At 35.7% G+C, this 21020-nt stretch carries 16 protein-coding genes and 1 pseudogene; 5 read left to right on the top strand and 12 right to left on the bottom strand.

The annotated features are described in order from the left end of the window. Positions 1-159 precede the first annotated feature (159 nt). The 3 genes from PCY08_RS05035 to PCY08_RS05045 all read left to right on the top strand — a co-directional run bounded on the left by PCY08_RS05035 (position 160) and on the right by PCY08_RS05045 (position 4018). Complete coding sequence (locus tag PCY08_RS05035; protein ID WP_301559637.1) at positions 160-1149, top strand: lipoate--protein ligase; 990 nt, start codon at positions 160-162, stop codon at positions 1147-1149. Between the two features lie 608 nt (positions 1150-1757). After that, positions 1758-2966, top strand: a complete 1209-nt coding sequence (locus PCY08_RS05040) for a hypothetical protein (RefSeq protein WP_301559638.1) — start codon at positions 1758-1760, stop codon at positions 2964-2966. Continuing rightward, a complete protein-coding gene (locus tag PCY08_RS05045) occupies positions 2963-4018 on the top strand; it encodes an AAA family ATPase (RefSeq protein WP_301559639.1) in 1056 nt (351 codons plus the stop codon). The genes PCY08_RS05040 and PCY08_RS05045 overlap by 4 nt, the downstream gene beginning before the upstream one ends. Before the next feature lie 270 nt (positions 4019-4288). Here the strand turns inward: PCY08_RS05045 and xerS are convergent, their stop codons facing one another. Next, positions 4289-5359: a tyrosine recombinase XerS gene (gene xerS / locus PCY08_RS05050; protein WP_301559640.1), complete on the bottom strand. Its 1071-nt coding sequence runs from the start codon at positions 5357-5359 to the stop codon at positions 4289-4291. A 551-nt stretch (positions 5360-5910) separates the two neighbouring features. On the opposite strand from xerS, the gene PCY08_RS05055 reads away from it, so the two are divergent. Both PCY08_RS05055 and PCY08_RS05060 read left to right on the top strand, forming a co-directional pair. Beyond that, the gene (locus PCY08_RS05055) at positions 5911-6933 is read left to right on the top strand and encodes a hypothetical protein (protein WP_301559641.1); all 1023 of its coding nucleotides are present in this window, start codon (positions 5911-5913) and stop codon (positions 6931-6933) included. A gap of 515 nt (positions 6934-7448) precedes the next feature. Then, positions 7449-8081 (top strand): annotated as a pseudogene (locus PCY08_RS05060) (IS982 family transposase); the annotation flags it as partial. A 529-nt stretch (positions 8082-8610) separates the two neighbouring features. On the opposite strand, the gene PCY08_RS05065 reads toward PCY08_RS05060, so the two are convergent. The 11 genes from PCY08_RS05065 to PCY08_RS05115 all read right to left on the bottom strand — a co-directional run bounded on the left by PCY08_RS05065 (position 8611) and on the right by PCY08_RS05115 (position 21017). Continuing rightward, on the bottom strand, positions 8611-10161 hold the full coding sequence (locus PCY08_RS05065) for a ClC family H(+)/Cl(-) exchange transporter (RefSeq protein WP_301559642.1): 1551 nt from the start codon (positions 10159-10161) through the stop codon (positions 8611-8613). Between the two features lie 15 nt (positions 10162-10176). Continuing rightward, positions 10177-10956, bottom strand: a complete 780-nt coding sequence (locus tag PCY08_RS05070) for a ribonuclease HII (RefSeq protein WP_301559643.1) — start codon at positions 10954-10956, stop codon at positions 10177-10179. Then, a complete protein-coding gene (gene ylqF / locus PCY08_RS05075; protein WP_301559644.1) occupies positions 10943-11794 on the bottom strand; it encodes a ribosome biogenesis GTPase YlqF in 852 nt (283 codons plus the stop codon). The genes PCY08_RS05070 and ylqF overlap by 14 nt, the downstream gene beginning before the upstream one ends. Positions 11795-11962: 168 nt before the next feature. After that, complete coding sequence (imm40, locus tag PCY08_RS05080) at positions 11963-12295, bottom strand: Imm40 family immunity protein (protein WP_301559645.1); 333 nt, start codon at positions 12293-12295, stop codon at positions 11963-11965. Between the two features lie 76 nt (positions 12296-12371). Then, on the bottom strand, positions 12372-14384 hold the full coding sequence (locus tag PCY08_RS05085; RefSeq protein ID WP_301559646.1) for a glucosaminidase domain-containing protein: 2013 nt from the start codon (positions 14382-14384) through the stop codon (positions 12372-12374). Positions 14385-14598: 214 nt separating this feature from the next. Next, the gene (locus PCY08_RS05090; RefSeq protein WP_301559647.1) at positions 14599-15045 is read right to left on the bottom strand and encodes a hypothetical protein; all 447 of its coding nucleotides are present in this window, start codon (positions 15043-15045) and stop codon (positions 14599-14601) included. Further along, positions 15026-15937 (bottom strand): phosphodiester glycosidase family protein, encoded by a 912-nt coding sequence (locus tag PCY08_RS05095; RefSeq protein WP_070460418.1) that lies wholly within the window; start codon positions 15935-15937, stop codon positions 15026-15028. Before PCY08_RS05095 ends, PCY08_RS05090 begins: the two co-directional genes overlap by 20 nt. Further along, on the bottom strand, positions 15934-16977 hold the full coding sequence (locus tag PCY08_RS05100) for a bifunctional glycosyltransferase family 2/GtrA family protein (RefSeq protein ID WP_045763879.1): 1044 nt from the start codon (positions 16975-16977) through the stop codon (positions 15934-15936). The genes PCY08_RS05095 and PCY08_RS05100 overlap by 4 nt, the downstream gene beginning before the upstream one ends. 282 nt (positions 16978-17259) lie before the next feature. Beyond that, positions 17260-19005: an LPXTG cell wall anchor domain-containing protein gene (locus tag PCY08_RS05105; RefSeq protein ID WP_301559648.1), complete on the bottom strand. Its 1746-nt coding sequence runs from the start codon at positions 19003-19005 to the stop codon at positions 17260-17262. A gap of 208 nt (positions 19006-19213) precedes the next feature. Beyond that, positions 19214-19711, bottom strand: coding sequence for a YkgJ family cysteine cluster protein (locus PCY08_RS05110; RefSeq protein WP_301559649.1), 498 nt, complete (start codon positions 19709-19711; stop codon positions 19214-19216). Between the two features lie 127 nt (positions 19712-19838). Further along, the gene (locus PCY08_RS05115; RefSeq protein WP_301559650.1) at positions 19839-21017 is read right to left on the bottom strand and encodes a hypothetical protein; all 1179 of its coding nucleotides are present in this window, start codon (positions 21015-21017) and stop codon (positions 19839-19841) included. Between the last annotated feature and the right edge of the window lie 3 nt (positions 21018-21020).

Genomic DNA, 21020 nt, shown 5'->3' on the forward strand with positions numbered 1-21020 from the left:
GACGGCAGCAACCTCTATTAGAGTTCCATGCCTAAAAATTGAGCCTCTTGTCTCAATTTTTCCGAGAAATGTAACGATAATACGTTACATTTCTTTTTACCACTTTAGAAAATTGGATTGCTATGAGCAGAATTTAAAAACTAGATTTTTGGAAATACTATGAAATACATTATCAATCATTCAAATGACACTGCCTTTAATATTGCTTTAGAGGAATATGCTTTTAAACACCTTTTGGACGAGGATCAAATATTCCTGCTTTGGATCAACAAACCATCTATCATTGTAGGACGTCACCAAAATACGATCGAAGAAATCAACCGAGACTACGTTCGTGAACACGGAATTGAAGTAGTACGTCGTATCAGTGGTGGTGGAGCTGTTTACCACGATTTGAACAACCTTAACTATACAATCATCTCAAAAGAAGACGAAAATAAGGCCTTTGACTTCAAGAGCTTTTCTACTCCAGTAATCAATACACTTGCTCAACTTGGTGTTAAAGCTGAATTTACAGGCCGTAATGACTTAGAAATCGACGGTAAGAAATTCTGTGGAAATGCCCAAGCTTATATCAATGGACGCATCATGCACCATGGTTGTCTTCTCTTTGACGTGGATTTGTCAGTCCTAGCTAACGCACTAAAGGTATCTAAAGATAAGTTCGAATCTAAAGGTGTTAAATCAGTTCGTGCTCGCGTAACCAATATCGTAGATGAATTGCCAGAAAAAATCACCGTAGAAGAATTCCGTGACCTACTTTTGGAATACATGAAAAAAGAATACCCTGAAATGACAGAATATGTATTTTCAGATGAGGAATTAGCTGAAATCAATCGTATTAAAGATACTAAGTTTGGAACTTGGGATTGGAACTATGGTAAATCACCAGAGTATAACGTCCGTCGTGGAACAAAATTCCCTAGTGGTAAGGTTGAAATCTTTGCGAATGTTATTGAATCAAAAATTCAAGACATCAAGATTTATGGTGACTTCTTCGGTATCGAAGACGTTGCAGCAGTAGAAGATGTCCTTCGTGGTGTTAAGTACGAACGCGAAGATGTTCTTAAAGCCCTTCAAACCATTAACTTAGGCCGTTATTTCGCAGGAATTACTGCTGAAGAAATTGCTGAAGCCGTTGTTGAATAAAGAAAAAAGAAGTTGGTTTTAGGTAAGCAGTCTTGTCTATGGGATTAAGTGAGTAGAACAAATCTACTCACTTTTTTTAACTATTCAAACCAAAACTCCTCATACTCTATGCTTTTAGACCGAGCCAATCGACAAAAATACTCTTCAGCTCGTTCGAGATTTAAAAATTTACAAGCTCCATCTTTATTCAAAGGAATTTTTGTTTTAAATATTGATTTCGAAAATATATCTTCAGGAACATAATCGTGAATTTCACCAAAAGTAGTTAATTGGCATGTTTCGATTTTAGATCGTTTAGACTATTGCTCATTCTGACTTTCTGGACTATGTCTAAAATTTTCCGTTGCCAACTCCTTTACTTTTATTTTTGTCTGTCTGATGATAACTCTGAATATCTAAAGAGTCAAGTGTAAAATCCAGAAAAACAAAAATAGCGTCCAAAATCGCTATTTAAGGGGTTATAGGTATTTATTATTTTGGCTGCTGGGTGACTGGTTGCCTTGGACTGCTCTCTGATATATGGTATAATAGAAAAATAAAAACTGCTAATCAATGCTCTTCTTGTAAGAGAGAGACAAAAGAGTGATTAAGAAAGTTGGAGGTGTTTGTTGGTAAAGAAATTTTTCCTAGACATAAATTATCGTAGGGTAACCACCTATACATTAGTTACATATACAATCCTTGGTTGTTTGTTTAAAATTAATATATTACAGCCGTATTCTGGATATAAGATGATTTTTGCTGTAGTGGCAATGTTGTCCTTTTACTTTTTAATAAATGAGAAGAAGGATGATTTTTTATTTGTAACCATATTGTATGTACTGCTCCAGCCCGTATTGGATTGTCTAATTACCATAGCTAATATCGATTTAAATGTACTACTAATGGCTATTGCCATATTGATTGCTGTGAGTTGGCGGATAGATTCTATCAATAAAATTAATACAGAAGAAGACAATTCTCAATCAAGTATAGACTATTTCAACTTAGTGTATCTGAATTCGGCTAAGTCTTATGAGATTGCTACCCTAATCGATGATACTATCAAGACAACTATTCAGAAAGAAAATAGCAATATAGTAAGTCGTAAAAACTCTTTTAAAATTGGAATGAAGAACAGTTTTTACTCAGGATATGAAAATGACAACGAATTAACTGCAGAAAGCAAAATCAATGAGAGTTTCGAAGTTAAAAGTACTAAATCTACGATTTTTAGAAAAGTCTATGAAATGTCTAAAAATTTTCAAGGTGAGAACCTGGAGCAAGGAGATTTAATAAAATTTGACAGTGTGACTCTTAATCCCGTAAACGCACAAGATATTCCACTTATATTGCAAGTATTACAGGCTAGCAAGTTGGATAATCCTAGCACCGAGGGAATCGAATTAAATATGTCAAATCTACTTTCTACTTTTTTGACTGACTATACGATTGATTATAGCTTCCAACAAGATGGTGAAGAATTCTTGGTTCGTTTCCCTTATGGAGATGTTGAAGGTTTTGAGAATGGATATAGACATAGCGATTTTCAACTTGGAAAACTTAGCTTAGTTGGAATAGATAGAGGCAAGGTTGATTTTTCAGAAGTGGACACCATATCAACAAGATTTTTAGAGTTTATGAGTAAGCAAGCCAAGAAGAATAATGTGATAAAAAATGTAAAAGATATTATCCCAAAATCCTCATTATCTGAAAAGAGCGATGAATCAGGGGCGGAATTCGAAATAGATTTCAAGTATGAAAAATTAAAAGGAACATACCATTTGATAGATGTGATTGCTGTCGTTCAGAAAATCAATGTGGAGAGTGAATCGTGATTTATTTATATGATATTGCAAGAATAGATGATTTAAAAAAACGCTTCTCAGAAAGTAAAAAGATTGATATCACTCGTATTTTATCTCACGATTTCTCTAATTTGAGTGAACTAGAGGATATATGCAAGGAATTTGACACTGTAAAAGGATTAGTTATAGATTTATCTGCCTTGATGAATTTAAATGCCTATAATAGCCAGTATATAGGTCGGCTTTTCTTTTTATTAAGTAAAGTACCTATCTCCCTTATTTTTTGGCTAAATAAGTTAAAATATGAAAGTGTACTAAAAGAGTTGCCACTTCTATTTGAAGATGAAGAAATAAATGAGGATTTTGCTAATCCAGAAGTTCGAAATTTTAATCCTGATGATGACATGAAAGATAGGAGCAATACTGAATTTAGAAATAAAATACAGGAGGCTGCCAGCAAGCTAATCGGTCATGATTTATTTAAGGAAGATTTTGTACAGAAGTATGCAAACTTTATACTACTCGAAAAAATAGGAGTTAGAAAGATTTTTTCTGTGTTTTTAATTGGTGAATCTGGAATAGGTAAGACAGAATTTGCTAAGATTTTATCAAAGTCGCTCTATCCAGATGAGGAGCTTATCAAAATTAATTTTGGAAACTACTCGACAGAAGGAGTGTTGAATAGTTTAATAGGTTCTCCACTCGGATATGTTGGAAGCGATGAGGGTGGTGAGCTTATTATAAAAATTAATTCATCAAAATCTAGAGTTATTCTTATTGATGAATTCGAAAAAGCAACACCAGCTGTATTTAATTTCTTTTATGAGCTACTGGAAGACGGTAAATTTACGGATAGACATGGTGTTGCTCACAATCTTAATGGATATACTATTATATTTACTTCAAATATGACTTCTGAACATTATATTCAGTATATTCCAGCTCCACTGAGGTCTCGGTTTGATTTACTTAGTGATTTTCAAATTCCCAACCTTGACGAAAAACGATTATTTATCCAAGAACAAGCAAATAATTTGGTAGATAAGCTTAATTCTATCAAAGAAGGAAACCTATGCAATTGATGACGAACTAACGGAAAAAATTATGAGATTCTCAGAAGAAAATAATCTTCGTCAAATAAAACGCCTTGTTCAGGATACAATTGCGGAAGATTTCAGAAGAAAATATGAAGGAGAATGAGTTCCGCATTTTTGGGGTGAGTCAAAATAAAAATCACGGTTCTGTGATTTTTTAAGGTTATAGGCTTTTGCTAATTTGAACTGCTGGGTGACTTGATTACTTATCCAGCTTCTTTTTTACGATAACATTCTACATAATTTATATTATGTATTTCACAGACTATCCAAGGCATTCTTTTGCTCATCATTGACAATATGGGTATACAAGTCGGTAACTTGTGTGCTAGCATGTCCTAGCTGGTGACTGACCAGAACCTGTGATTTGGTCGCATCATAGAGACGAGTTGCAAGAGTGTGGCGTAGTTTGTGGGGCGTCACGCGGACTTTGAAGTCTTCTGAATACTTAGCGACCATTTTTTCAACACTTGAAGCATCAATCCGGTTTGGAACACCTCGATACAAAGTTAGAAAGAGGGCTGTATCAGTCTTTTCTGTCTTGTAACGTTTGTCTCGGATAGCAAGATATTGCTCAAGATAAGGCTTAGCAAAGGCAGCAACATTAACCGAGTCTCGTTTTCCACCTTTTCGAGTGACGTCAATGACCATCATCTTAAGATTGAGGTCACGAAGATCTAGGTTAACTGCTTCAGAGAGACGGACACCAGAGGCGAGAAGGAGTGCTATAATGGCTAAATCTCGCTCTTTATTCTTATTAAAGGAAGATAAGGCGCGATTTGAGAGTGTTTGCGGGTACTCCTGGTCGATGTAGTTAAGAAAACCTTCCGTTTCATCCCCTAAAAAGAGCTTTTGTTTGATATTTTCAGCTCTGGCCGCCAAGGTTTCTTTCTTTTTCTTAGTAGCAACCTTCTTCATAACATTGCGATAGAAATAAGGTTCACCTTGCTCATTTTCAACTTCCTCGGTCAAATACTTATAGAGACTAGATAATGCAGAAAGGGTACGGTTAATGGTTGTTTGGGAAACCCCGTTTTTTGTCGTATTAGCATTGAGCAGAGGACGTTCACGTAAGTAAAGAATAAAAGATTCCATGTCTTTCTTGGTCATGTTCTCCAGAACATCCAAAGGAATATTTGCCATGGTATCAGCGTTCGATATACCAGATTCCAAGACCCAGGTGAAAAATCGATCATATTCCTTTAAGTATTCGTACAAGGTCGTAAAACTATAAGGAACGGCCAGTTTAGACTGATAGTATTCAAGAACATACCAGGGCATAACTTGTTTGAGTTTATCAATCCGTTCTAATAAGATCTCGCGTTTCATGTTTTTCTCCAAATCTTTCTATACTAGTAGTATAGCATAGCCAGATATATTTTTCAAGAAAATTATAGTTTTTCGGAAAGATGTCGTAGGAGATATATAGGATTGTCTTAGTAAAATATGATAACCAAAAAAAATTGTAAGCCAATTATATTCAATTTTGTACTTTATTTAATTGAACACTGGAAATTTTTAAAGCTGCTCATCATCTGTAAAATGTACTTTATTTAAGTGAAAACTAAAATTTTTTCAAATGTACATTTTATATAGAAATAAACACTTTTTATTTAAAGTGTTTTTATTTATCTATATCTTTTTAAACTGTACAAAGTGTTCTTGCTTTCTTCTGTAGCCTTTGCAAATGGAACATGCCCTTTTATTTCGTTTTTTGTATGCCATTCTTTCTTTTACTTGAATAAAGAGGTGTAAAGAAAAAATAAATCTGAAAAGCTTGTATACATTATGAATAATTGCTTCATAGAAAACAATTTAAATTTGTGTTATACTGTGGATGTATTTGAAAGATAAGAACTTATTCAAAGAAAAGGTTTTAGATGGAAAGATTAGTTTTTATTGGGTTGCTGGTTTTCTTAGCACTATTATTCATAGGCATAGTTCTTGGCTTGCGCTCATATTTGAAGAGAAACGATGTGAATGGTGTACCTGTGTACGATGCGCCTGCGAATGAGCAAACCAGAACCGGCAAGCTGAGTTTGAAAGAGAACATCTTTTATATCTCGATGATCCTAATCAGTCTTGCGGTTGCTTTATTTATAATGAGCAAGTTTAGACACGGTGCAGCTCCAATTGGTTCTGCGATTGTAACGTCATCGATTATGGCCTACTTCAATGCGCGTAAGAGAACGGGAAAATCATGGATATACATTGTTGCAGTACTTATGGTATTTGTATTTTTGATGTTCGCATACATACTGATAGGTTTACCTGACAAGGCGCCAGCTTTGATGATTAGTAATACGGAGATAAAGTTATCTGAGACGAAGGTGTCGGATTTGATGGATAAGGGGTATGATATATATGTATCAAATAGTAAACAGGACTACTCCGAGTATGATGAGCTTTTGACATCGGGAAGCTATACTAAATACCAAGGTTCCGGTGTAACAGTGCCAAGCGGATTTAAGTCATATGACTCTGCAGTCACACGATCGACTTATCTTCTTGTAAAGAAGAATGTAGTAGTTGGCTGCATAGGTGTTTACGGGCATAAAAAGAGGTATGAGGAACTGAAGGACTGTGTAGTTACGCAGGTTTGCTTCGATTCTGAATGCACAGCTGCTGCTAAAAAATATGGAATTTCATATAATATAGATGGTATAGATTTGCTAGAGAAGCTTGATGAAAATAAGTTTAAGGAAGTATTTGGTAAAAAAATATGGCTGACTCCAAGCAATCCGAGAGGTGAATATTTGGGACATTACGGTGTGCAGTGGGGAACAGGTAACAATGAATTCTTTTGGAATCAATACTTTATGAATTTGGACATTGATTCGAATAATAATTTAGTTAATTTTAGTTTTAAAGTTCATATTGCAGGTGAACGAGAGAATAATTAGCAAGGATAGTTAGATAAAATGAAAAAGAAAAAAGTACTGAGCAAGACAAAGTATGCTATTTATCTTCTGATGGTCCACCTTATATGCATACTTTTCACTATAAGCAAAATAATGATACCTTCATGGGGGCACTGGTTAGAGACGGCACGCTTTCTTTGGACAAACTTTCCTACCTATCTATGCGTGTTAATAGCCGTTTTCCCAATGATATGCTTTTGGCCATATTCAATTAGCGCAGATTTTAAGCCAGGTACATCAAAGACAATACTTGCGACTTTCGGCCTAATAGTAGGTAACGTGACTCTGATTTTAATATATACGACTATTTTGCACAAGGTATTATAGCAATTAAAAAATCCCAGCGAAAAACACTGGGATAAAAGTCTGACTTTGAAGGTCATCTCATGCCTTATTATAGGGATTTTTTAATTTCTGCAAGCAGCTCATCATATTCTTCAAATGCCGGAACCTCAGGATGCTCCTTCTTGATTGATTCGGTGCTTCTAAACAAGAATCCTTGTGGGTGTCTCCTTGAAAGAAGTCGGTTTAATCGACGGTCAAGGCAGTTGATTTGGTTAGTCCAAATTATTCGGCAAGCCATAAATACTCAAATTTCTCCCAATAACATTGTCATCTTAGATAGTTTCCCCTTATCACTTTGTCAACCAGTCCGTAACCATAGAGCACATGTTTTTAATGAACTAGCCGACATTGGTTACAATTCCTCTAAGCACCTTTGGGTCTATGGATTCAAAGTACATATGCTGGTCACCCTATCAGGCTATATTCTGAATTATGTTGTAACTCCTGCCTCAGTACATTATATTAGGGCAGTTGATGACTTACTAGAAAATTGTTCTCAACCCTATGTTTTAGCTGATTTAGCTTATCTTAGCTATGAACTCAGAGAACAGTTGAAACAGAAAGGTTACCATCTTTGGACGCCTTTACGTCAAAATATGGCAAGAGCTAAACAACATAATCATTGGAAACTAATGGCTATGAGACGGACTATTGAAACCCGATTTTCAGAACTTTGTGCTTTTTTTGATGTCGAACAAACACTAGCTAGAGGCTTAACAGGATTGCAGTTGAGAATGGAGCAAATTGTACTGACTTATAATCTGAGATACTTTGAGATTAACTAGCACCACGAGTAAAAATCTATATCTTACTATCAATAAAACCTTAAATGAGTAGCAAAAAATGTACAATTGAACCACTACTTCTTCTGCATCTATTAAAGTAAAAATGTACAAATCAATTCCTTAAATCAGATGATGTTATGAACTAGAAAATATACAAAATAACACTTCAAAATAATGTACAAAATAAAAATAAAGTACACTCCTTAAAGAATGTACTTTATGCTTCTAATTCAGTTGTATCAATAGTTTAACTCACGTTAAGTCAATTGTACATAAACTTTTAATTTTGGAAAAATCGCTTAAAATTTGGTAATTCATTGCTTCATTGAACTTATAGTTTTAAAATTTCTAATCTTCTTCAGTCTATTCGAATATATTATAAAAACTCGATCTCATCATTTAGAGACCGAGTTTTTGTTTTTATATTGTTTTCATCTATAAGAATCTGTCGATCAAATAAATCTGAAAAATCTTTTTCTTAAATCATTATCTGACACAACATAACATAAATTATGTAAATTAATACTACTTATAAAAGCAAATCTTTTACTTTTCCAATTTCACTTCTTGGAATCACGAGATGAATCATATCACCTAGATACATTCTTGTAGAACCATTAACTGTCTTACTTTTACCATTATGTACTTGGGTTGTGATGAGGACATTATGAGGTAAATTGAGTTCGTGTACTTGTTTACCAGCTATTTTGTCTGAAACCGGGATTTCTATCAGTGTAACTTCTCCATCATCAGTTGCTGATTCAGGTAGCATTTTCTCCAACATGGCTTCATAGACAGGCGCTCCTTTTAGCAAATCCATGACGATGTAGGCAAGTAGGGTCACCATCCCTAAAGGCATGAGATTTCGGATGTCACCAACCATTTCAGTTACAAGAATCATAGCTGTCAAAGGTGCTTTTGAGATAGCCCCAAAGTAGCCACTCATTCCAAGAATTACAAAAATAGGAAATTGCTGCTGACTAATAAGTCCAAGATTGACACAAATAACGCCTACTAGGGCACCAAGTAAAGAACCTAAAGCTAAAATAGGTAAGAAAATACCACCTGGTAGTCCACTTCCGTAACTAATCATACTCCAGATAAAACGAATGATGAAGTAAACTAAGAGAATTTGGAAACTATGATCTTGTTCTGTTAAGGATAAGACAACCTGATTGCCCCCACCAAGTATTTGAGGTAGGAATATTCCCACAGGAATAATCAGGATAAAAGCAAAAATTGGATGATAAGCTTTGTCAATGTGAACCTTTTTCCCAATCCAATCATATACTTTTCCGACATTCAGAACGGCTTTTTCATAGAGAAAACCTGAGAGTCCTAGAAAAATTCCCATCACCAGATAAATCCAATATTGGCTCAAGTTCATGAGAGGGATATTGTCCGGCATATCAAGTACAGGTGTTAAGCCAAAGATGAGAAGGGAAACAAAGTTTGCTACTAGACTAGCAGCCAAGGTAGAAACCCAGAAAAATCGTGAAAAATGATGGTAGACTTCTTCTACTACAAATAGGAGTCCTGCAATCGGTGCATTAAAGGCTGCAGCAAGTCCAGCAGCAGCTCCGCTAGCAATCAAGGAACGCTCCTCAACAGGGCTAGACTTGAGCCATTTAGCAATTCCTTTCCCTCCAGCGGCACCTAGCTGAATACTGGGACCTTCACGACCGAGCATGAGCCCACTCGCAATGGCCAAGATACCTAGAATGTATTTCTTCCAGAGGATACTCCACCAATTGAGAGACATGAGACCTTTTAACTCCGCTTCAACTTGAGGAATACCTGATCCTTTAATATCTTTTTCTGAGCGTGTTAATTTTGCACTAACTAAGCAAATTAGCATATAAAACAATAAAATAATCAATAGATTCCGTATCAGATTCTCTTGGTCTTGATAAAATCCTTGAACGATATGAAAGCCTTTTTCGATCAAAAATCGAAATGATCCTACAATAAGTCCTACGACTAATCCAACAATAATACCTCGCCCTACTTGAGCTAAGATCGTACTGGACGCGAAGGCAAATTCTTTCTTGGAACTAAGTATTTCCTTCTGTTCCTCCATAATTCTCTCCTTTAATTATCTTTTACTAGTTTCTGAAACGATCGTTTTAATCGGTTCAAAACTGGTGCGATGAATAGGTGTGACACCATGCTTTTCAATTCCTTCTAGATGCTTAGCAGTTCCATAGCCAGCATTTTGAGCAAAATCATAGCCTGGAAATTCTTCGTCATAGTTAGCCATGATCTTATCTCTTGTAACCTTAGCAATGATAGATGCTGCTGCAATAGATAAGGAGTTGGCATCCCCTTTTATGATGGATGTCTGAGAAATCGGCAAATCCAACTTCATAGCATCAATCAAAAGGTGCTCTGGTTGAGGCTCAAGCTGATAAATAGCTTCTTTCATGGCTAGTTTAGTTGCTTCATAAATATTGACTTGGTCAATGACTTGATTGTCCATAATCCCAATAGCAATCGCTAAAGCATTGTCCTTAACGGCTTGAAAGATCTCTTCATGTTTTTTCTTTGGAATCTTTTTACTGTCATTCAAGCCTTTAATTTTACAATTTTTTGGCAGAATGACTGCTGCAGCAACAACAGGGCCAGCTAAGGGACCGCGACCAACTTCATCAACTCCAGCAATGAAGCTTATTCCATTCTCGTAAAGCTCTTTTTCATAGCTAAGCATAGCTTCTAAGCGGAGATTTTCATCAATGTCAGCTTGAAGGGCTTTTTTCCGCTTTTGAATTTCTTTTTGGACACCTGAACGAGAATCTTTTTCAAATTCCTTGAACAAGGGACTTTCAAGATCAGTTATCTTTGCTAATGCTTCTTTTATTTCTTTAATCGTTGCCATTGAATTCTTCCAATGTATCTAATGTGTAATTACCAAGTTTTCCATCACGAACTTCTTTAACAAAGAGATTGTAAAAACGATCATAATCATCACGGAAACCAAGTATACGAGTCATATCCATAATAATTTCAGGAGCTTCATCATCCAGATTCATTTGTTTAAAACGTTCTTGAAGCTTATCGGGATAATGTGTTTTAAAGTAGTTGAGACCGAAAATAGTCACTTCATCCATTGGAAGCAACTGATCCTTGATTGCTCCAGTAAGGGCAAGTTTAAGAGCGACCGTTTCATCTTCGAATTTTGGCCAAAGAATCCCTGGAGTATCCAAGATTTCAAGATCCTTATTTGTTTTGAGCCATTGTTGACCTTTTGTCACACCAGGCTTGTTACCAACTACAGCAATTTTCTTACCAGCCAAACGGTTCATCAGAGTCGATTTACCAGCGTTTGGAATTCCGATTATCATGGTGCGCAAGGTTTCAATTTGAATACCACGTTCTCTTTGACGAGCAATCTTATCTGCCATAAGTTTCTTAGCAGCATCGGTCACGACTTTAACTGTAATTTGCTCTTTAGAGTTGATAGCAAGTGTCTGAATGCCTTGTGATTCAAAGTGCTGACGCCATTCTTTTGTTAATACTGGGTCCGCTAGGTCTGCCTTGTTTAGAATCAATAGCCTTGGTTTGTCCCCAATGATTTTAGTCAGCATTGGATTTTGGCTAGACAAGGGCAAACGTGCATCTACTAAAACTGTCACAAAATCAACAAATTTTAAATTTTCCTGGACCTGACGACGCGCCTTGGACATATGTCCAGGAAACCATTGAATAGTTGCCATTCTGTAAAATTCCTTTCTTTTATTGGATTTGTATCTATTTTTTCATATTTAAAAATTAAATAGATATCCTTTTTCTAAAAATAAATCACTATCTTTTATTATAACATGATTTCTCATATTTGACGCTTGATTCAATGCCGATTGTAAAATGTTTTCTAAGTCAATCAGTCACAAATTAAATTCCTCATTGTCTAAAACAATTGAAAAATAATAGTGTTCACCATGATCTTTAACATAGTTGCTGATATATTTTTCTGTTTGAATAATGGATTTACTGCTATCAATGGTTGGATCTTGTTTCTCGTAATACCAATGATCACAAGTATGTTTCAATTGGCCATTCTTGTAGCAAAAAACATCCCCACCTAGTATAATTTGATTATTGGCTTTGAGATTATCAAGTATGTCTGGAATTACTAAATAATCATAAGCGTATGCGTTGCTCCCTATGTGATTTAAATTTATCCCTCTTGTATGTATATGTTCAAAATTCTGCTTCATAAAGTTCATTTCTCAAGTTTCTCTTGATAAGCAAAATCGATAACCACTTTGCAGTTGTTATCGATTTTAATGATTTTTAATCTTTTTCACCTAGCTTGCTGTTAATTGACATCATGATGCTTGCAATTTTTTCTCCCCAGTATGGATCTGAAGCATAAAGAACATTCATACCTGATGATTTATTTCCAAGGTATGTTCTGCCATTATCGATGTAATTTTCGCGGATCCACTTGGCTGCACCCAAGATCCCCTTATCAACATCGTCAAATCTTTTAGCTGAATCATATGGTGTTGTATCATAAGCAGCGATACCAAAGAAGTTGTTTTTATCCTTAGCAATTTGGCTACGTCCCCATGAACTTTCTATAGCACTATGGGCGATTAGATAGAGAGCGTTGATCTGATAGCGTTCTTCAGCTTCTTTAAAGATTGCTCCCTTACCTGCCAGACGACTTCCTTTGATATTCATAAGAGAATAGACTTTATCTAATTCTTCAGCTGTATAATTGGTTGGTTTTCTTAAATCTCTAAATAAGAAAGGATTTTCAACTGTAAAGTTTTCAAAATTGATACCATCAGCTGAATAGTATTTTTTGCCAATCGCCATTGATGAACTATGAGGTGCTACACGGATACTTGCGTATGGTGACAATTCGTGGTAGAGATAGTTACCATCAGTGGCATAGTGAGGAATAAAGTCACTATCAGAGCTGACCGCTACTAGATCACTCTTGTTCATATATCCTGAAAGGCCTGAAATTTTTACTGGAAGTCGACCGTCTTTGGCTTCTGCACCATCAATCGCTACAATACTTCCTTGCGAAATATAGCTGAGTTTCTCACCAGAAGCGCTATATACATTTGCTGTAATTGGTTTTACTTTATAGTATGCTGCTGTATCAGAAATCCATTTTCCATTGCTTTGGAACGTATAGTCTTTCCCGTTAATGGTAAAGTTACCAGTTACATAAGCTCCGTCTTCTTTTAGATAATACCAAGCATTGTAGTCCTTATCGAAAATCCATTCATTTTTAGCCATATAACCAAAAGATTTGAGATAGTAAGAACCTACCCATTGATTTTCAGCATAGGTACCGTCTGATTTGAGATAGAACCAGCTCTTGAATTTTTCATCGAAAATCCATTCACTTTTGGCCATGGCCCCACTATCTTTTAGATAGTATTTCTCTTTCCATTGGCTACTTAACATGACACCGTCTTTATTAAAATAGTACCATGAACCGCTGATTTTCTCCCACTTGTCGCGAATAATTTTTCCTGATGCTGTAGCATAATACCACTTATCTTCGAGTTTTGCCCAGGCATTTTCTGCCATAGCTCCACTAGTCTTGAGGAGATAGTCTTTATAAATAGTAGCACTTAGCATGGCACCAGATTCATCAAATCGATACCATAGGCCATCAATCTTTGCCCACTTGTCACGATTGATTTTTCCTTCTTGATTACCGTAGTACCATTTATCACCAATTTTTACCCAGCTATTTTCAGCTAAGACACCACTTGCTTTGAACAGATAATCATCGTAAACTGCATTGCTGATCATGATACCATTTTCATCGAATCGATACCAAACACCCGCTATCTTTTTCCAATTATTACGAGTAACTTTCCCGTCCTCAGTGGCATAATACCATTGGTTGTCAATTTTTACCCAAGAAGATTCTGCCAAAGCACCGCTATTATTCAATAGGTAATCATTAAAAATAGTATTACTAAGCATAATGCCATCTTGATTAAAATAGTACCAGACTCCAGCTATTTTTTTCCAATTTGAAACTGGTTGATTATCCTCATAATAACGCCATTGGTTATTTTCTTTTTGCCAACCTTCTTTGTTAACTACTTCTACTACTGTTTCTTTTGAAGGTTGTTCTTTGGTCTCTGGAGTTTGAGAAGTTGCTTTTTCAGCTTCGCTTTGATTTTTCTTCTCATTGCTTACTGTATTGGTAGCAATCTTTTCTGATGATTGAACATTATTGGTAGCTTGAGAATCCTCGGCATAGACGGTCGTTTTTGCAAAACCTGCCATAGAGAGGGCAACTGTACTTGCCAGCAATATTTTTTTCATTCTTTTCTCCTTACAAATACCTAGATTTTGTATTTGATGTTTCTATATATTGTGTAAAAAACAGTAATTATCCACTATATTATACAATATTCCGTTAAATATAAAAGCAGTAACTTTCAGAAGAAAAGAACTTGTAATATTTTTAAAATATTTTAGAAATAAAAGTCAATAAAAAGTAGTCGAACACCATCTGAACGACTACTTTTTTATAAAATTATACCTGACTATAGACTTCTTTGCGATTTGTTTTAGTTGCTTTAGCAGAATTCTTCCAAAGGTTTGGATTGATGAAAATAGTGACGATTGCTAGTATTGCAACACCGATCCCAACATACCAGTAAGGTGCATCCAAGGTTGTAGAACGCCCTGAAAGATTGACAATCCCGCGGAAAAGTGTACCCGCTGTAATAATCGCTACTGCCGAATTCCATAGGTTTAGACTAATACGAGAAAAATGAGGGAGAACCTTGAGAAAGATTGCTAGTAGAATTCCTCCAATAAGAGGTACTGCAAATAAATAGTGCATATGAACAGAAGTTTCTCCAAAACTAAAAGCTTCGTAAATTCTAGAAAATGCAAAGAAGAAAATGGTAATTAGTGTATAAGAAATGACCGTTTTTTTAAATCGTTTTTTGCCAAGATTAGTAACCGATGTAGACAATGTCACTCACCGCCCTTTCTGAAATTTTGTTTCCACCAGTCGTTGGTTTATTGATAACCTGACCGTTGAAATAAAGTGTAGATGATCCACCGCCATCAAGGTTATAGGCAGTCTTTGCACCATAAGATTTCATGACCTCAGCTAGCTGATAAAGAGAGAGTCCTTCACTTTCTGATGTACGTCCGTCTGAAACTACAATAATATAGTGGTTTTCATCGATAATACCAATAGCTGTACGAGGATTTGATGCCATGGCCTGTCCTACTTCTTGGTTTGTTCCTACTGAAATTTCTCCATTTTCAACCAAGGCTGGTCCAAAAGCCAAGAGATTGACGACACCATCATTGACTAGTTGCTCAGCTGAAATCTGGTCTTCGTAAATAATCTTGAAAGAACCATCTTTATAAATAGCTAAGTCACCATTGCTAGAATCTTCACGAATAGTATCACGATAAACAACACCATTACGGATAACATAGCCTGTAGAGTTAGCACCATAGTAGTCCCCATTTACCGCTAAAATGGCATTGTTGTCAGCTGCGGTTACAGAGGTTTTTGCAGTTACATTTGTCCCATAGGCATTTTGTGCAAAGGCTGTTTTTAGATAATCTGATGAATTCATAGTAACATCTGCAACGTAGACTTGCGTGTTATTGACTGTCGTTTCAATCAAATTAATGGAAATATTGTCATCTTTATAACTGGAATCTGTGACGCTAGCTGTCTTGGCAGCTTGACTTGCTGCTGTAGCATTAGAACTTGTGCTCGTTGTAGCGACTGTTGAGATAGTCTCAGCAAGGACAAAAGTTTTTAGCATGGAATAACTAAAGGATCCTGTCAAGACTAAGCCGAGAACTGAGGCGTAAGCATAACGTTTCTTTAAAAATTTCATAATACAGTTGATGTCCTTTCCTTAAAGATGAATTTCTTCTGCACTGTCCAAGAAACAGCGAAGAGAAGGATGCCGACGATAACTTTAGCAATCAGAAGGTTGATACCAAAGACTGTAAAGAAAAGACGAATCAGTAGCGTGTCTAAGATAAAGAGTCCGACTGCTAGACCAAAGTATCCCATCCCTGTTTTCACAAGGCTATCGTCATTTTTAAAGACTAGTTTCTTATTTGTAGAATAGTTGAAAATAGAGCTAGTCACACGAGCTACTCCGTTTGCTAGAAAGATTCGTAGACTCGTCGGAACTGTCGGCAAAATCAAGATTGCTAGGGCGTAAACGACATAGTCTACAACAAAGCTACTGAGAGATGATAAGGCAAATTTAAAGATATTTTTATAAATCATGAGCCCGTCTTGGATTGGACGGAAGTGTGAAGCCTCATTATCGTTGATATAGACAGTTTCAATCGGCACTTCTAGAATCTCGTATTCTTTCGTTGCTTCGAGCAACATATTCATTTCATATTCATAACGTTGGCCTTCTATTTTTAACATAAAAGGAATCAAGTTTGTCGTAAAAGCACGAAGACCTGTCTGCGTATCTGTTACTCCTACTCCTGTTTGAAGCTTAAAGAGAGCTTTGGTTAAGCTGTTACCAAAACGGCTACGAAGGGGAACTTTTCCAGAAAAGGCACGTACACCCAAGATTAGCTTGTTTGGATTTTCGGAAGCTTTATTAGCCGTGCGAAAAATATCCCATACCTTGTGCTGTCCATCCGCATCTGCTGTGACAACCGTACCATAAATGTTTTGTTCTTGGATATAAGTAAAGGCTGTTTTTAGAGCCTGCCCTTTACCTTGGTTCACTTGGTGACGAATGACAGTAGCAAATTGTTTTGCTTTATCAAAGATTTTTTGGCACTCTGATGAACTGCCGTCGTCTATAACTAAGATATGAAAATCACTCTTTTCGTGAATTTTTTCGATGAGTTTGATAAGTTTATTATCTGGTTGATAAGCTGGAATGACTATGTAGTTCATATCGATACCTCTTTCTTTGATGATGGTATAACTATACAGAATATCGCTTAAAAATACCTTATATCAGTTTTCTTTAAGAAAAAGTTTAAAAAACTTTAAGCTTTAAAAAAGGACTTATCACTTAATAAGAAATTTAGTTTGAATTTTCAGATAAAAATAAATATACAAAAATCTAAAAAATTAAAGCCTATTTTGTATGGAGATTTACTATAGAAAAATAGTTGGCTACAGGCTACACTAAAAAGCCATCCAATTTGGATGGCTTTTTATAAAACTATCTACTTAGCTCTCTGATTTTTTACTTTTTTTGAAAAGTGAAATACCAAAGATTCCAGCTATAATAGCAAGAAGATTCATAGCTGATGGTGACTCAGAAGTTCCTGTATTTGGTAACTGAGCTTTTTCACGAGCTGATTTTTGCTCCAAAGATTGAACTTTTTCTTGTTGAATAGGTTTTGGAGCTGGTTCTGGATTTGGTTTTGGAGCTGGTTCTGGATTTGGTTTTGGAGCTGGCTCTGGATTTGATTTTGGTTTTGGAGCTGGCTCTGGATCTGGTTTTGGAGCTGGTTCTTTCTCATACTCATAGATAACATGAGTTGTCCCTTCTTTTAGCTCACCTGTTTCTGGGGCAGAAGTTGAAGAAATTCCAACTAGATTGTATTTTTGACCATCTACAGTGATAGAAGACGGACGCTCTTCTGTATTTTCAGCAGTATTATAGGTCATAAGCTTTCCATCAGATCCATAAATAGAAGTCAATGGTGTGTCTTTATATGTTTCCTTAATAGATTGATTTGTTCCCTTGATAACATAATCTACTACTACATCTCCATAATGAAGCGTAGAAACATCTTGGTCAGCCATATCTTCAAATTCTGAAGCGTAGTATTTGACATCAGGATTGTATTTCAAAGTAAAAATTTTAACATAATTAAAGAAAGTTTCAGGATTAATATTGGTATCGTGTGGAATAGTTGTCCAATCACCATTATTTGGTGTGATGTAAGTATTTGAATTTGCAACCGACTTAATTAAATGATTATTTTGCACATAAGAGTCATCAACTAAACTTGGATTACCTAGAGCACCATAAGTCACTTCTCCTTTACTATTTGCATAATACGGTTGATAAAGAGAATATTCTTCTAAATGTTGACAACCTTCTTCATAAGAGCTGATTCCACCTTCTTGGCTACATTTCCATTGAAATCTAACATCAATTGGTAAGTACTTAATCTTCTTAGCTTCTTCCAAAGGTACAGTTACTGACATATGAAAAGCTATTGATCTAAGTGTTTTAGAACTGACAGCATATACGTTAACAGTTCCATCACCTAAGTCATCATCTTCCATATTAACAATAGATGGTTTCTTTCCAGTTGCTAGTTCTTCCGCAGTTGGAATAACTGATGAATTTGAGTTTAAATTAGATTCAGGATTAGGATCTGCAATAATCTCATCTCTAGTAATTTCTTTCATTGGAACATTAACAGATACTGGATTTTCATTAGCATCACGTGTTCCAATCAAAGTGAAATCGGCCTTCGAACCTGCAATTTTAGGAATACGAATACGAATATCACGGACTGTTTGGCCGCGATCACTTGAGTGCATTCCCTTAAAGGCCACAGTGTAATTGTAGACCACACTTTTACCATCTTCAGTAAAATGTGCTGGAAGTCCTTCAACATTGACGTAACCACCCTCATCGATAATATTATTATGCTTAGAAGTATCTGTCTCGGTAGTATGCTGAGAAGATGCTTCTGTAGTTTCTACAGGCCTAGTTGAATTTTCAGTAGTTGTTACTTCTACTTTTGTTGAACTATCGCTAGAGTTTGATATCTCAACCAACTTGTCACCTCTTATAGAAGAGTTTTCAGACTCTGATGAACTAGTAGTACCTAATGTCACAGAAGTGTTTGCTACTTCACTTAATTTTTCATCAGCTTGAACTACTGACTGTGAAACCAAATTTAGAGCAAAAACAGACATTGTGATAATGCCAAATTTAGTGAGTTTTTTCATACACTTTTTCTCCTTATATGAAAGGGGATAATGCATAAGCAAAATCCGATAGATTGATAATATTTTCACATATATTATACAATGTAGATGCTTAATTTGCAAACGATTGGTTAATAAATCAAGAAATATTACATGTTTTTTTAGAAAAAGAGAAAGATAATTCAATATTGAATCTTAAAGTATAGAAAAAAACCGAATTAATACTCCTCTATTCTATTTTCTCTCTTAATCTTTCAACAAAGAGATAGGCTGCGGGGCAGGTTAGAGTATTTTTAATAGTTAGATTATTTATTTGGTAAATCTTCTTACGGTCAGTATGTGGAAATTCACGACAGGCTTTGGGACGGACATCGTAGATGGAACAGAGATTATCCCCTCCTAAAAATGGACAGGGCATAGATTTGAAAACCTTATCTCCATCCTCGTCTACCTGCAAAAACTCAGCTTCAAAGGCTGGCAATTTCATTTTAAAATACTTGGCAATACGTGTGATATCTGCTTCTTTGAAGTCTGGACCAAGACTCTTGCAGCAGTTAGCGCAGGCTGTACAATCAATTTCATTAAAAACTTCTTGATGGATTTCAAGCGCAATTTTATCTAAATTTTTAGGAGCTTTCTTCTTTAGATTTCCTAAAAACTTACGATGCTCTTTTTGTTTTTGCAAGGCTAGTTGGTGATAATATTCGATATCGATTTCTTTTGACATAGTTTCTTTCTAATTTTTAATGTTGATACAAACATTTTTGTTTTATACATAAATAAAATTATGTAAAATGATTTAGAGACATAATTTTAACAATAATAAGTCTCTCCATGCAGGACGAAAACTACTGCTATACTAACATTCTTTCTAAAAAAGGTTTGATGCAGTTGGTTAAAATGCCTTCTATCCAAGATTTTTGTGCGGACGATAGATTCTCCGCATCTAAACATTCCTTTAGAAAATCACGTACCTGATCAGGTGCTATTTCAAATTCAAAAGCCTTCATTTTGTAGAAAAAGTCAAACAAAGTGTTAGAGAGATAGTCAGTTGAAAATGGAATTTCTCCAGTTTTTCGATACATGATTAGAAGTCGGGAAAAGCGAGCTTTTTCTTCGGGTATATCCTTAAAATACGAGTTAAGCAACCAGACTTGCTTTTGTTTTCTTTCAAGAGGGTCTTGACTAGCAATACGTTGATCCTTTTCAAGTTCTCTTTGGTACTGTTTTGATTTGATAGAACGTTCTGCACGATTTTTACCAAAGAGAATTTTTTCCCACTTGCGCTCCTCTAGTGTCAGTGTTTCGCTCAATCCAAAGTAATCCTGATAGGCACGTTCAGCTGGTCCCATTGCTAGAACCAGGTTATCCGCATATTGTTTAGCAATCTTGTCCCGCTTCTTTCGCTCCTTTTCAGCTTTGATGCGAAGTTCCTGCTCATAGTCAATTTTTTCTTTTCCTAGTTTAACAAGATAGAGCTGATCGTCAGATTTTCCAAGTAGAAAGGGTTTGATAAATTTTTCAAGGACTTCCTCCATACGAGCTTTCTTCAAAGGCTCTGCCTTACTCCAACTTCCACCTTGAAAAACTTCCAAAAAGAGTTGATAATCCTTTTCTGGTGAAAATTGATTACCTCGATTTGACTTAAAAGCTCCCTTTTCCCATAGCCAGTTGATTAGTCGCTCATCAAAATCTGTTTTATTAACTCGAATGGCTTCTTTTTTCTGGGCCTTTCTGGTTAGATTTTCAAGCTTTCTGAGAAGTTTTTCTTCCTCTTCTAGCTGTTGATCTAGGCTAATTCTTTGGAAATGACGCACACAGTCACTCCCAATGGGAAAAAGTCGTTTGCCAGTAACTCCGTTAAAAAGTTCATAAGCATACTTAATAGCATTACCGCAGACACAATTGCTTCGACCGATTCCATTAAAAATCAAGGAAACTTCACTCCATTCTTTGGTAGCTTGTTCCCAAGTATCGGCTTTAGAGGCCTCTAAAACTGCATCATATAAGTTTTTTCTAACAGGAATGGACATGAT

The sequence above is a fragment of the Streptococcus sp. SO4 genome, from assembly GCF_030440055.1.
Classification (GTDB): Bacteria; Bacillota; Bacilli; order Lactobacillales; family Streptococcaceae; genus Streptococcus; species Streptococcus nidrosiense.

Coding starts and splice junctions, on each gene's coding strand:
- PCY08_RS05035 (WP_301559637.1), top strand. CDS start 160: ATGAAATACATTATCAATCATTCAAATGACACTGCCTTTAATATTGCT.
- xerS (WP_301559640.1), bottom strand. CDS start 5,359: ATGAAACGCGAGATCTTATTAGAACGGATTGATAAACTCAAACAAGTT.
- PCY08_RS05055 (WP_301559641.1), top strand. CDS start 5,911: ATGGAAAGATTAGTTTTTATTGGGTTGCTGGTTTTCTTAGCACTATTA.
- PCY08_RS05065 (WP_301559642.1), bottom strand. CDS start 10,161: ATGGAGGAACAGAAGGAAATACTTAGTTCCAAGAAAGAATTTGCCTTC.
- PCY08_RS05070 (WP_301559643.1), bottom strand. CDS start 10,956: ATGGCAACGATTAAAGAAATAAAAGAAGCATTAGCAAAGATAACTGAT.
- ylqF (WP_301559644.1), bottom strand. CDS start 11,794: ATGGCAACTATTCAATGGTTTCCTGGACATATGTCCAAGGCGCGTCGT.
- imm40 (WP_301559645.1), bottom strand. CDS start 12,295: ATGAAGCAGAATTTTGAACATATACATACAAGAGGGATAAATTTAAAT.
- PCY08_RS05085 (WP_301559646.1), bottom strand. CDS start 14,384: ATGAAAAAAATATTGCTGGCAAGTACAGTTGCCCTCTCTATGGCAGGT.
- PCY08_RS05095 (WP_070460418.1), bottom strand. CDS start 15,937: ATGAAATTTTTAAAGAAACGTTATGCTTACGCCTCAGTTCTCGGCTTA.
- PCY08_RS05100 (WP_045763879.1), bottom strand. CDS start 16,977: ATGAACTACATAGTCATTCCAGCTTATCAACCAGATAATAAACTTATC.
- PCY08_RS05105 (WP_301559648.1), bottom strand. CDS start 19,005: ATGAAAAAACTCACTAAATTTGGCATTATCACAATGTCTGTTTTTGCT.
- PCY08_RS05110 (WP_301559649.1), bottom strand. CDS start 19,711: ATGTCAAAAGAAATCGATATCGAATATTATCACCAACTAGCCTTGCAA.
- PCY08_RS05115 (WP_301559650.1), bottom strand. CDS start 21,017: ATGTCCATTCCTGTTAGAAAAAACTTATATGATGCAGTTTTAGAGGCC.